Source organism: bacterium, from assembly GCA_030652805.1.
Classification (GTDB): Bacteria; JAHJDO01; JAHJDO01; order JAHJDO01; family JAHJDO01; genus JAHJDO01.
This window is the reverse complement of record JAUSPT010000001.1, coordinates 14,347-27,829: the sequence shown is the minus strand read 5'-3', so window position 1 is coordinate 27,829 and position 13,483 is coordinate 14,347. Positions and strand designations below refer to the sequence as shown.

The 13,483-nt window shown below is 40.4% G+C and carries 10 protein-coding genes; 2 read left to right on the top strand and 8 right to left on the bottom strand.

The genetic code is table 11. From position 1 onward, the window contains the following. Both Q7J67_00120 and amrA read left to right on the top strand, forming a co-directional pair. Nucleotides 1-1,256 (top strand): IS256 family transposase (locus tag Q7J67_00120; GenBank protein ID MDO9463700.1); only part of this gene is annotated, 1,256 nt, incomplete at its 5' end. Between the two features lie 296 nt (nucleotides 1,257-1,552). Further along, nucleotides 1,553-2,128, top strand: a complete 576-nt coding sequence (gene amrA / locus Q7J67_00115; GenBank protein ID MDO9463699.1) for an AmmeMemoRadiSam system protein A — start codon at nucleotides 1,553-1,555, stop codon at nucleotides 2,126-2,128. Here amrA and Q7J67_00110 read toward each other — a convergent pair. The 8 genes from Q7J67_00110 to Q7J67_00075 are packed head-to-tail and all read right to left on the bottom strand — an operon-like array spanning nucleotide 2,109 to nucleotide 13,478. Continuing rightward, nucleotides 2,109-3,155: a GHMP kinase gene (locus Q7J67_00110; GenBank protein MDO9463698.1), complete on the bottom strand. Its 1,047-nt coding sequence runs from the start codon at nucleotides 3,153-3,155 to the stop codon at nucleotides 2,109-2,111. The genes amrA and Q7J67_00110 overlap by 20 nt on opposite strands. Before the next feature lie 12 nt (nucleotides 3,156-3,167). Then, nucleotides 3,168-4,580, bottom strand: coding sequence for a decarboxylating NADP(+)-dependent phosphogluconate dehydrogenase (gene gnd / locus Q7J67_00105; GenBank protein ID MDO9463697.1), 1,413 nt, complete (start codon nucleotides 4,578-4,580; stop codon nucleotides 3,168-3,170). A gap of 29 nt (nucleotides 4,581-4,609) precedes the next feature. Then, the gene (locus tag Q7J67_00100; protein MDO9463696.1) at nucleotides 4,610-7,243 is read right to left on the bottom strand and encodes a WD40 repeat domain-containing protein; all 2,634 of its coding nucleotides are present in this window, start codon (nucleotides 7,241-7,243) and stop codon (nucleotides 4,610-4,612) included. A 6-nt stretch (nucleotides 7,244-7,249) separates the two neighbouring features. Next, nucleotides 7,250-8,770, bottom strand: a complete 1,521-nt coding sequence (locus tag Q7J67_00095) for a hypothetical protein (GenBank protein MDO9463695.1) — start codon at nucleotides 8,768-8,770, stop codon at nucleotides 7,250-7,252. A gap of 29 nt (nucleotides 8,771-8,799) precedes the next feature. Beyond that, entirely contained in the window at nucleotides 8,800-10,110 is a 1,311-nt protein-coding gene (locus tag Q7J67_00090) for a lactate racemase domain-containing protein (protein ID MDO9463694.1), read from the bottom strand. A 16-nt stretch (nucleotides 10,111-10,126) separates the two neighbouring features. Further along, entirely contained in the window at nucleotides 10,127-11,284 is a 1,158-nt protein-coding gene (locus Q7J67_00085; GenBank protein ID MDO9463693.1) for a 4-phosphoerythronate dehydrogenase, read from the bottom strand. Nucleotide 11,285: 1 nt separating this feature from the next. Further along, nucleotides 11,286-12,170, bottom strand: coding sequence for an HAD hydrolase-like protein (locus tag Q7J67_00080; GenBank protein ID MDO9463692.1), 885 nt, complete (start codon nucleotides 12,168-12,170; stop codon nucleotides 11,286-11,288). Nucleotides 12,171-12,173: 3 nt separating this feature from the next. Beyond that, nucleotides 12,174-13,478 (bottom strand): diphosphate--fructose-6-phosphate 1-phosphotransferase, encoded by a 1,305-nt coding sequence (locus Q7J67_00075; protein ID MDO9463691.1) that lies wholly within the window; start codon nucleotides 13,476-13,478, stop codon nucleotides 12,174-12,176. Nucleotides 13,479-13,483 lie beyond the last annotated feature (5 nt).

Sequence of the window (13,483 nt, the reverse complement as noted above, 5' to 3'; positions counted from 1 at the left end):
AGAGAATGCGCCCAGGAAGGTATGATACACTGAATTTTGGTGAAGGCAAGCAAAATTTAACCTACATGTTAAAGGAAGCAGAAAGAGACCTTTGGGGATTTATGAGAGAGCAAAGCAGGATTAACTATAAAAGGCTATTGGAGGGATTACTGCGATTTGAGCAGGAAGAATATTTAGAGTTAGAGAGTTATGAAAGAAGTCCGGATAGGATAGGGTTTCGTTCCGGGAGTACATCAATCAAAATAAAGACAAGTTTAGGAGAGATAGAGATAAGGCGACCTCGGTTAAGGAAGCAGAATTATGAAAGTAAAGTATTACCAAAATATACTAAAAATGAGAGACAGATATTAGAGCTGATAGCTAATTTGTATTTAGTGGGAGTAAGCACACGAAAGATGAAGAAGGGATTAGAGGCGATATTGGGGAAAGAAGGGATAAGTTCAACACAGGTAAGTACTATTACGAATCGAATAAAGCCTGAGATGGAGAAATTCCATCGTCGCGATTTGGAAGATAAGTATGTCTATCTTTATCTGGATGGAATAGTAATAACGATAAAAGGCATAAGCGGAAATGGGAAGAGACAGGTTGTACTGGCAGCTTACGGAGTAGACAGAGAAGGAAAGAAGGAGCTAATAGACTTTATGGTAGTGAGGAATGAGTCGAAAGAGAACTGGGAAGGATTTTTATTTAACTTGTATGAGAGGGGACTAAAAGGGAATGACTTAAAGTTAATTATTATTGATGGATGCGGCGGGTTATCCAGCGCTCTGGATAGAATATATGCTCGTGTATTAAGACAAAGGTGCTGGGTGCATAAGTTAAGGAATGCAGCTAAATACATCAGGAGGAAGGATCAAGAGAAATGTCTGGGAGAAGTTAAAGGAGTGTATAAGGCAGAAAATGTAGCTCAAGCCAGGAAAAGATTCAAGAGATGGAAATACAGATGGGAAAAGATGTGTCCAAATGCAGTAAATTGTATAGAGAAGGATCTGGATGAGCTTTTGAGTTTCTTTGTATTTGATAAGAGTCATCGTAGTAAGATAAGAACGACTAACCCAATAGAGAGGGTTTTTAGAGAGTTCAGACGGCGGACAGATGTGATGGGCAATCATATGCCAAACATGGATGGATGCGAGAAGATAATATTCATAATGGCGGTATTTATGAACGAGCGATGGCAGGAGAGAAGATATCTTCGATTTGAGAATATAGAATTAATACCGAAGGATGTGCCCTTAAGAAAGGCGGCTTAAGAAGGTTAATTTTAAAATACTAAAAGATTACCCAAGAAAGGAGAGTAATGGGTTAATGAAAGAGAGAGATAAAAGCAGTAGTAGTATTGTGGAGACTGTGGTCAAGTCCGAAAACTTTCGGAGTTGTCCAAGTGATGTGAATAACTTGGAAAGTTATTCACAGAACGGTAGTATCCACAAGGTGAAGAGAAGAAACATAAACAATTTAGGATGTGACTGATAATTTATAGTCCTTAGGAGAGATGGATAGTATGAATTTGCATAAAACTTCTTGCATTACCAGGATTTTATAAGTCATGTTAAATAGTGAGCAAAAACAAATTCTGTTAAAAGTCGCCAGAGAAACTATGGAAACCTATATCAAAACAGGTAAAACACCAACATTCAAAATTGATGATAGACTATTAAGTGAAGAATATGGATCCTTTGTAACCCTCCACAAAAAAGGTCAATTATGCGGCTGCATAGGGAATATTATTGGCACAACGCCTCTCTGGGAAACAGTCAGGAATATGGCAATTGAATCTGCAACAAGTGACCCGAGATTTTCTGCTGTCAGAGAGGATGAATTAGAGCAAATAGATATAGAGATCTCTGTTCTCACTCATCCAAAAAGGATCGAAAATATTGACGAATTCCATTTAGGCAAACATGGAGTAATAATAAAGAGAGGTTTTAATCAAGGAGTATTCCTGCCTCAGGTCGCCAAAGAAACAGGCTGGTCAAAAGAGGAATTCTTATCTTCTCTCTGCAGTCATAAAGCAGGTCTCTCTCCGGATGCATGGAAAGACAAAACCACCGAAATCCACGTCTTCAGCGCACAGGTTTTCAGAGAAAAAAGGGCACAGAATATTATTCCACTACATTGTTAGAAAGCATCTTCCAAACTCGGAGTCCGCGACGTGAAAGATAAATTGGGAGACACTGGAAACCTCTTTGAACAAGTACCTCCTGCAATTCTCTTTTCTTCGCCATATCACCATTCGTCAGGATAGCAATTGAACCGCCGTCTCCTCCTGCACCGTTTACCTTGCAGCCGAGAGCATGGAAATCTTCAGCTATTGATATGATCTCTTCAAACTTGTCGCATACAAGACCCTTATGGAGCTCCCGCTGAACTTCAGTATTTCTATTAAAAGTTCTTCCAAGTGCTGGAAGGTCACCTGCGTTGAGAGCGTTTTTCGCCTGACGAGCCAGCTTCCGCAGTTGCTTTATCCGCTTGTCTTCATGTGGAGAATTTCCAAGATTGGCGATAACCATTTTATGTATTTCTGATGAACTGTGTGGTTGGCCTATATATGTTACAACAAGACGGTGTTCAAGCTCCCACCAAACGTCATCCGATAGCTGTACGCTTGAAATGTTTGAGTGAGGAAAATCATGCATCTCAATGAAGTTGATTCCGCCATAGGCGCTTGCAAGCTGATCCTGAATACCGCACTCCAGCCCCAGTTCTTTAGTTTCAATTGAGTGGGCAGTGGCTGCTATTTCATGTGACGTCAAGTGTTCTTTAGTCAGGGCATCAAGCGCTCCGATTAAAGCTACAGACACTGCTGCAGAAGTTCCCATTGACGCTCCCGGAGGAGCGTACGAAAAGATATTAATTCTCAACGCAACAGCTTGTGGTATCTTCATTATCTTGATGGCTGCCTCGATTAGAGGATGTTTATTGTAGACAACGTGTTCCGGGTCCAATGAATAAGATTCACCAAAATTTTCTGCGGAAATGACTATGCGATCCTCGTGCTCTGCAGAGTCCAAAGGGAAAACTTGAACCTCGACATATGGGTATATCGCAATATTGAGCACGGCACCGAACCTGGCAAAATGAGTGTCTGTCCATCCACCAACGTCGCAGATTCTTGTTGGTGCTATCGCATTGATTACAACGGGTTTCATATACGCCTCTATCTATATATTCAGCCAATCCGTATGGAATGTACCTTCTTTATCAACTCTCTTATAAGTATGCGCACCAAAATAATCCCTTTGGGCCTGCAGGAGATTTGCGGGAAGGCTTTCTCTTCTATAGCTGTCAAAGTATGCAAGCGCTGAACTGAATGCAGGAGTGGGTATGCCAAGCTCTACTGCTGTTGCAACAACCTTGCGCCAGTTATCCTGATTCTTCTCAACAATTTCCTTGAAATAGGAGTCAAGCAATAGATTTGGTAGATCAGGAGTTTTATCAAAGACTTTCTTTATCTCTCCAAGAAACCGCGCCCTGATTATACATCCGCCGCGCCACATTAATGCAATCTCGCCAAAATTTAGATTCCATCCATATTCCTTTGCAGCAGCCCTCATCAAAGCATAGCCCTGAGCATAAGAACATACCTTTGACGCATAAAGAGCATCCTTTATAGCTTTTACGAATTCCCCTTTATCTCCTTCATACTTTTCTGATGGACCATTAAGCACTTTAGATGCATTTACTCTTTCCTGTTTTATAGCAGAAATGCATCTTGCAAATACGGCTTCAGCAATTGTCTGAGCTGGAATACCAAGATCCAAGGCAGCCTGAGAAGTCCATTTGCCGGTTCCTTTCTGACCTGCTGTATCAAGTATTATCTCCACTAAAGGTTTTCCTGTATCAGGATCAGTCTTTGATAATATATCTCGGGTTATTTCAATCAAATAACTATCTAATTCCCCCTTGTTCCATTCCGCAAATATCTTATGCTGTTCCGGAGCTTCTATTCCTAAAGCATTTTTCATCAGAAAATAAGCCTCACATATAAGCTGCATATCTCCATATTCAATGCCGTTATGCACCATCTTTACAAAATGTCCTGCGCCGTCCGAACCTATCCATTGACAGCATGGCTCGCCATCTGTCATTGCACAAATTTTCTGTAATATAGGTTTAACATGTTTCCACGCTTCAGGAGAACCTCCAGGCATAATACTGGGACCCTTTAATGCGCCTTCTTCACCACCTGAAACACCTGTTCCTATAAAAAGAAGTTCTTTAGATTCCAAGTACTTTGTCCTGCATATAGTGTCAGGGAAATGAGAATTGCCTCCATCAATAATAATATCTCCCTTTTCCAGATAAGGTATCAGTTTTTCTATAAAATCGTCCACAGCCTGTCCAGCTTTAACCATAAGCATAATTTTGCGCGGAGATTTTAAAGAATTGACAAATTCTTCTATTGAGTGAGTTCCAATAATATTCTTGCCCTTTGCCCCACTGTTTATAAATCTATCAACCTTCTCAACAGTTCTGTTAAAAACCGCTACAGTAAATCCCTTGCTTTCCATGTTCAGCACAAGATTCTCTCCCATCACAGCAAGTCCGATCAGTCCAATGTCTGCTTTCTGCATCTACATTATCCTCCTGTTGTTTGTTAAGTTTATTTTGAAGTAACACTTTGCTCTATTTGCTGCATGACAACATCTATCCACCAGTGAAGATCATCGTCTTTGCTCTCCTCTCTGAGTTTCTTTAATTCCGACAAGGCTTCTCTTCCAATATGAACAAGATTCCTTACTGCTTTCTCACGCTCCTTGTAATCAGAAGATTTTAACATTTCCAAATTTTCAGCAAGTAAATTTTTAGCATCAACCTTCACAGTAAATCGAACGACTGCAGGCGTAGAATCGTAATTAAGTTCTTCGTCTAATGCTTTTACTTTCAAAACATGTTCCCCATTCGCAAGATGCTCAAAAGATATAGTTTTATCATAGGACGGAGATGACCACTTTCCTTCATCCATGGACCACGAAAATCTGAGTTTCTCTGCTGGAGTTTTATCGTCCTTACCTGAGAAAGATATGGAGAAAGGAATCTTCTTTATAACCACTAACATCTCCTCTATTAATGTCTCAGGAGGAAACTGTTTGTCTGCTAATCTGCAATACGCGTTCAGTTCGGCCTTAACAAAAAGGTTGCCTTCTTTGTCTATACGAATAGAATCTATTTGGTCTCCCATTAATGGATGCCTGCCCTTATCTATCTCAACCCATAAATCTCCCACAACTTTGTAAAGAGAAAATTGTGTCAGCGCCCAGAATGTTCCGTCGTTTGCCTCAACTACTCGCGTTATTTTTCCAAGTTCACCTGAACGATTTAACTTCTCTTGTAGACCCTCTTCTCGCTCCTTTCTCAATGCATTCAATCGTTTCGTTTTCTCATAAGTCCCTTCAAGAAAACCGACTGCATTCCACCGCTTGCCATTCCATAACCATGTTCTTTGACTTATATTCACACAAAGATTGCTTTTTGCATCAAAAAAGGGCTGGTTGGAGGCTCTATCAAATTCCCCTCTGGAAATAGCATCTATATCTTGAATTTGCCAATGTTTCCAACCCTTGCCATCAAAATAATGCAACAAAGCAGGGCTACAAAAACAAGCCTTTTCATTCTTTATTCTACAAATAGCATTGCGGATATCGCCATAAGAACTATACCGATCCTCATAAACATTACGTATCTCACCCTTCTTTGCCAGAGATTCACAGGCCAATTCCATGTTAGAAAAGTAGGCATCTTTTTTATTTTCAAACACGATAGGTCCTCGTCCTCCCTCCCGTCCACGAAGATCGACTAGCCATACAGCCCCTTTATTATCCCTGCATAAGATGTGGTTATGATACTTCGGCTGTTTTGAAGGAGTAAGAGCCATCCATCCACTCCAGGCAAACCGACCGAGGATAAACGGATTTCTGCTCAATATTGTCCAGAGACAGTCATCGCTATCAAAAACATATTCTCTAAGTCTCCCTACCATTTTCCAATTTTGAGAGTGAGCACAGTTTAACCATTTTTTAACCGCCTTTACAGGGGAGCTCAAACAGACCAACCCATTACTACGATAACCAGAAACCCAGATATTTCCATCCTTGTCTTCTTTTACATTGCTCACCGCAGGTAGCGGAAAGCCAAAAGAATAATCCAGATGTTCCCACTCATCCGCATCCTTTAACTTTAGCCAGATACCCAGATGGAAGGCAGAGAGCCAAAGGTGACCTTTTTTACTTATTAGTAGCGAAGAAGGATCCCCTCCGCAAGAAACAAATGTTTGTCCAATGCTTTCAATTTCGCACTTTATTCCCTCCTTAACTATCCGCCATAGGGAAACCTTGCCGTCATTCTCTGTTTTACAAAGAACAAAACCTTCTCCTTGTTCCTGCGGAAAAATCTGCAAAATCTCCTGATTTCTCAAAGGGTGATTAGGAGGAATAAGAAGTGTCCCTTTCTTCTTTTTCATATCTACCTCAAAAAGTTGTGGTTTCCGATTGAAACCCTCCACCGCCCAGAAGACTCCATCAGTAACGACTTTTATTTCCTTGAATCTAATTCGCGGTAGAGAAAAGATCTGGCGAAAATGTTCAATCTTGTCTTCAGAAAAAACAAGCAAGCCATCCAGATCAGTCCCCCAAAAGATTATCTTGCCCGGCGATACTTCCGTACTCTTAATGATCCGTGAGAGGAGCTCAGGCCATCTTTCCCTTTCGTATTCATTAAGAAGAAACATCTCCTGTTTTAATTTATATTCTTTCCATTGTCCATCTTCCCAGCAATAGATTACCGGGAAATTACCGCTTATCCAGATGCGTCCCGCGCTATCCACGCAGAAAAAAACACTCCACCGTCCCTCAATACTTTTTTGAAGATAAGCAAGTTCTCTTATTTTGCCTTTTGAGAAAGTAGTTATCTTTAGTCCGCAATCGCCTTTCCAGAGTAGATAGAGTTGACCCTGAGGGGATTTGGCGAAGAACAGAGGGTTCATCCCTGTTGTTTCGGCAACCATAACCTCACCCAACACTTCCGGATTAGCACGATAAATACTGCCATTACAGATTACCCAAGCTTGACCATCCTCATCTATACCAATGTCCGGTCTTTTATCACTACCTTCTTCTATTGCCCAGGCTCTACCATTGCCGTTGGCAAAGAAATAGGCTGTCTCTAAATCCGCCCAGGATACGACAGGCACAGAAAAGACAGAAAGAAAAAATATTAGAATAAATTTTTTATTCCTCATCTGGTTTTACCACGTATAGTGAACCTTGTAGGTTATAGTCTTCTCCTCGTCTGGTGCCAGTTGAACCCGGAATTCAATGGTCTGACTGTCAGTCTTGAGATAAATGTTTGATTTCTCTGTGATATTCCAGTTAATCCAGCGATACAGGTGCTCAACGACTCTGATTTCTACCTTCTCTTTTTTATGATTACGGAGTTTAATTTCAAACGCTTCATCCAGCCAGTCCTGATTTGTATCAATCTTGTAGTAGGTGCGTTTCCTTTCCCCGACAATATCAAACGCATTTCCTGTATACACACGAACAGTTTCGTCTTTTGGCGTATGGTCAATGGTGTTTTCTCCTGTAAACTCCAGTTGCCCGTCATCACCGCGGCGATAGAATCGCATACGGCCTTGTGGCAGAGGAATGCCTAAACAGTTCTCTTCTGAATTTTTAAACTCCCTCATTACCCACACCTTGGAATTACACTGCGTGCCATAATCACGATCCTGACGGATATTATCTGCGTTCCAGCCGCGATAACGGTTCCAGTCAATCTTTGCCCCATCATAGACATACAAACGTTGTGATTTGACTTCAGAAGCGCGCATAAATTCAACTTGTTTTGTTTCTCTGTCATGAAGAGTTGTAGAACGATGTAAAGTATAGAGATGATATTCATCAAATGCTTTTTCAGATACAGGAGGACGCATACCACTACTCTCCATTTTGGACATTGCAAGTGTTCCTAACCTATCTTCCTGCCCGGGTTGAATCTTGCTTACATCTCCAGCCATAAGTTTGATCTTTGCATTCTTAAATGTCTTACCGCTTTGATTATCCATTGTTATCCAGCCGACAATGTCAAGAACATCTCCCTTTTCCGGCGCCACAACATTATAATCCGCCTTCCAGCTCATACCTCCGCTGATATAACATAGTTCCGCTTCTATTCTGCCCTGCCTGTTGGTTTCAAGAAGCCAATTAAGAGTCGGCTTTAGGACAGTGTCGTCCGTTAAAGAAGGAAAAAGCGGTAAGCCCGGCAATCCGAATCTAATCTTGCCATCCACTTCAATTACAGGTTGACCTCCTACATTCGGATTGGCATAAGCTATCTGCCTGTAACGGTATTGAGCTCCATATTGCTGCATTCCTTTCTGATGAGGAACATAGCCGCTGCGAATAATTTTTCCCTTAACAATCTCAGTTTTCTCGCCGCGGTAGATAAGAAAGTCTATTGTTTTTCCTTCATATAGAGAAAGCAGAAGTCCCTGTGAAACTGGATCTGCGCGGTAGTTTTGTTCAAGGATCCGGATTGCGCTTTTACCTTTTGGATCGCGCAGAATCACTGAATCAGGCTCCAGATGCGCTGTTATATCTGTCAGGCGAACATCATTTGTTCCCTTCTTCAACTCAAGACTCAGCTGGTCGCGCACAACTGCAAAATTCTGATTATAGATCGTCAGCGCCGGCTCAGCAAACCCCGCTCTCATACTAACAACAAACATCCCTGCAGCTACACAAAACACGTACACTTTCTTTATCATCCTATCCTCCTGTTTTTGTTTATTTTATTCTATTTTGTTTCGTATTTCGAATTTCGTGCTTCTAATTTTTCTCTACATGCCCACAAACCTGCTGACGGAGAGCTGATAAAAAAGACTTGTTCCCCATCAGGCATGGTATTCCAACCTTCTGACATCTTTTCAGGATTGTATCTATTTAAAGCTTCGTTAATATCCGCATATTTAAAATTAACTCCTTCTATCTCCTCTTTTGTCAATTTCCCGGGAGCGTATGTTATGTTAAAACGCCCCTCAGATGATCCATGAATAAGGTGCGCAGTAGCATGCCTTAGGTCCTGCATATCTTCATTCTTTCTATATTGCTCCATAACAGCTGGAGTTCCAACGTATCCATATTTACGGATAATCTCATCAACCTCCGGCTGTTCTCCAAAACGCTCAAGTCCCGGAGCAATAACCAATAATTCTCCTCCATCTGCTATAGCCATACGTGTGCGGTATATTGCTTTATTAGCTACCCATGTACTTTTAAACTCATCTGCCTGCATTACTGCAACAATCTTCTTAACAGGTTTATCAAAAACAGTAATATTCTGCTCTTTGCTTTTTCTGGCTGCCATTAAATATGTTTCAAGGTCATTCCCGACATATAATCCGGTAGTAACGAGTTTATCCTGCTGATTTCTTGCCATAACGATTTGAACATATACATGAGGAATGTTGTTTAAATACTCTTTCTCCGCTTTATTGTAACACGCTCTTAAAGGTGTTATAAGCTGTCCTAAATTATTTTCAATACCACACGCTGCTGCCATCATATGGGAAGCACATATCATTTCTTTTCCGCCAAGACCAATAAAGTAATTCTTGTTATGATTGGCAAAACCCAGCACTTCATGAGGAACAACATGCCCTATATTTACTATAATATCATAATTCTCTTCTGTAACTTTTCTGTTAATTTCAACAGGTATTGGCCAATCAGCTTTACCTTCACTGACCTCCTTTACATAATCCCGAGAAACCTCTCCAAGGGTTTTACAACCCTTTCGCCAATCATGCTCAAGAAAACAATTCTGAGGAATAGAACCAAACATCCATTTATTCTCTTCATCAGTATGAGGAACATGCTGCCCCAATGTAGGTATAACATCAACCTTACAACTCTTGGGAAGAAGCTTGTAAATTATCTCTGTTAATTGTCCTGCGCCTGAATGATAACGGGTAATATCCGGCGGCAATAAAAGCACCTTTTTGAAATTTTTTGTTATCCGCTCACTTGCTTCCTGCACCACCCTCTCCATTACTTCCTGCTTCTTACTTAAATCTATCTCCTTGGATTCTTCATAAAACCATGGCATCTTTAATGTTCTCCTCTTATATTTTGTCTACTTTAAAACCAATTTCTGATAAGACATTCGCTAATTGCGAATCTTCTTTTTCGAACAAGATCTCTGTATTAAAAAATTCTCTTCTCACAGGATAATTTTTTCTCAAAGAATCGAAATATGCGCCACTTTTCTCAGCAGGTAGAGAGAAAGATTCCCTAAGTTTTGAATCATCCTTTTCAATATCATACACTTGAGAAATAACTTCGTGCAATTTTTTTTCTAATGAACCATTATTCATTTCACCAACTTTAATAACAGGACAATTGCTATCCGGCAAAAAGTTATTGGGATTCCATTTCGCTTTCTTATTTAAATATTGACACAGGCTGTTGTATACCATAAACATCCCATTGACTTTTCCGTCAAAGGAATAACCTGCAATATGAGGAGTCCCAATCAAGGCCATTTTAAGCATCTCTGTATCAATATCCGGCTCGTTTTCCCACACATCCAAAATAACCTGTGATATCCTGCAATGCATCAGGACACTCTTAACAGCCTCTGTGTCCATAACTCCACCACGAGAGGTATTTACAATTACAGGACATTTCTTTAAACGTCTCAGAAACTTTTCATCTATCATATGATATGTAGGATACTTGCCCTGTCTTTCAAGGGGAACATGAAAGGTTAATATATCACAATTTGCCATCAATTCTTGTATCGGACGATATTTTATATTTCCTGTTCTCTCAAAAAGAGGAGGGTCATTAAGAAGCATTCTCATTCCCAGAGCCTTAGCCTTCTTTGCAACTTTACTGCCAACACTACCAACTCCCACAACCCCAATTGTCAAATTGCAAAGATTGAGATACAACTTGTTTGCTGTATATAATAATCCACAGGCTATATACTCTGAAACGGAATTAGAATTAGAGCCAGGCGCGCTTGCAAACCCGATATTTCTTTTCTTCAAATACTCAACATCAATATGATCAAGCCCTATCGTGGCTGTCCCGACAAACTTAACCTGACTTTTTTCTAAAAGTTCAGAATTAACCTTTGTGATAGAGCGGACAATCAAAACATCAGCATCTTCCACCTTTTGAGGAGTTATCTCTCTTCCGTGTGAAGTTTCAACCTTGCCTAATGTAGAAAATGCCTCTTTGGCAAATGGAATATTCTCATCAACAACTATTTTCACACTATTTCCATGGAGGGATGCTGGGTAAATATTTATCAAATTCATCTATTAAGGACTTTTCATAATCTCCAGCATATGTTCCATTTATAAATTTATCAAAGGCTTCATTGTGAAATCTCTCCCATGATATATCCTCATCTCCGGGATTAATGGGATAAAAGAGAGCATTGTTAGCGCGTGCAGCTTTCATATCTCCGGGGGCGTCACCTATCATTAGAATATGATTTGGCTTATAGTTGCCTACAGCAGCAAATGCCAGATGTTCTTTCTTTGTTCCCATCTCCTGTCCTGCAATTACCCTAACGTATTTAGCAATATCATGTTCATCCCACTCTCTCTTGAGAGCTTCACATGGAGTCGCAGACACAACAATTGCATCTACTGTATTGAAAATCTTCTCAAGACTTTCCCTGACGAAAGGAAACGGAGGTACCCCACGAACTATCTTTGCTACTGTCTCATTAACAGCCTTAGACCATTTTAATGCCTGAGATAACACAGGGTCTTTTGTTTCCTGAACGACTTGTTCCAGAGCTGGATTGCCGAGCTTTGTTTCTTTCTCAATCCATTCGCGCAAAGTCTTTGCTTCAGGAATATTAACCTTGCGTTTTTTTACATCTTCCCTTTCCTGAAGAAGATCAAAAACCATTGTAAGAGCAGGAAACCTGTTTATTCCACGCCACTTTGAATAAAGGTTTACAAATTCTGCAGCTTCTCTTGCATACTTTGATACTGCCTGAAGTTCCCATTCATTTATAATATTAGGAATAAAACATTCCTTATGCTTTACTTCCATAGTGTCAAACGCACACCCATCTGAATCAATTCCAACAAAAAACTGCTTTTCAGGTTTAAATTCTTTTAATTTCCCTGCTGCATCCTGCATAGATTACCCTCCATATTTTAATTTGTACGCCTGAGGAATATACTCAGCACATTTCTTTCCCGCAAATACAGGCTTAATTCTCGCAAAGCGCTGTATTCCGTTAACTATCGGCACACTCACCCAATCCTCTCCAATGAGAGGTCTTGCATATTTTATGAACTCGTCAGTTACATCAATCCTATTCTTTGCTATCCAGCTTGAAGGAAATTTTCTTTCAGAATTTGCAACTTTCTCAAGAGAAACCTTGTCATATTCAACACTATAAATTGACCCTGGTTTTCTGAGAATTGTAGACATGAAACCGTTAGTTCCTTCATAAGCTATCAGAACCGCTTTCTGTCCAACTTTATAAGCTTCATCTAAATCCACTGTAGAGGCATAAATTGCCGTATCACGCTGGTCAGTTCCAGGAATAAAGCCTCTTGCACTGCCTCTTGCTTTAAGTCCAACTTTATTTAAATAATTCGCAACTATCTGCTTAACAGTACTCTGACTTGCCCCAAACTCCGTATGTCCGAAAGCATCCTTTGCTTCTCCAATATCTCCAACCTGAAATCCCTCACTTATCACCACAATAACTCTGCCTGATCTTTTCAACTCTTCATTCACATTATCTGCAAGATCTTCTATGGAAAGCTCAGTCTCAGCAAGATATATCTGTAACGGCATCTCCCTTTCAGGATCTGCAAGACGCGCTGCTGCAGGAATAAAACCTATCTTCCTTCCCATAGCCTGAATCACCGTAACAGGATCTGCAGGAGAAGACCCAGCATTCTCTTCATTTGCATTCTGAATGCAATACGCCCAGTATCTTGCTACACTGCCGTATCCCGGGGTATGATCTATAAGCTTAAATTTTTCATCCCCAACATCATTGTCTATTGTTTTCGGCACACCTACGGCAATTAAATCCAGCCCCTTATCCTTTGCAAGCACACTAATTTTATGGGCCGTATCCATTGAATCATTACCGCCAATGTAAAAAAAATAGCCGATATTATGAGCTTTAAAAACCTCTATGACACGATTAAAATCTGCAACTTGTTCCTGTTTTAATTTATAGCGGCATGTTCCTATTGCTCCAGCAGCTGGAGTTGTTCTTAAAAAAGATATTTCCTCTTCACTCTGAGCACTCAAATCCAACAATTCCTCCTTAAGAATCCCCTCTATTCCATGATATCCGGCATATATTCTGCCGAACTTCTCAGGAAACAGCTTACATGTCTCGATAACTCCCCTGAGAGAGTTATTAATTACTGGTGATGGGCCGCCAGACTGCGCAATAATAACATTCTTTAATTCACTCATTACTC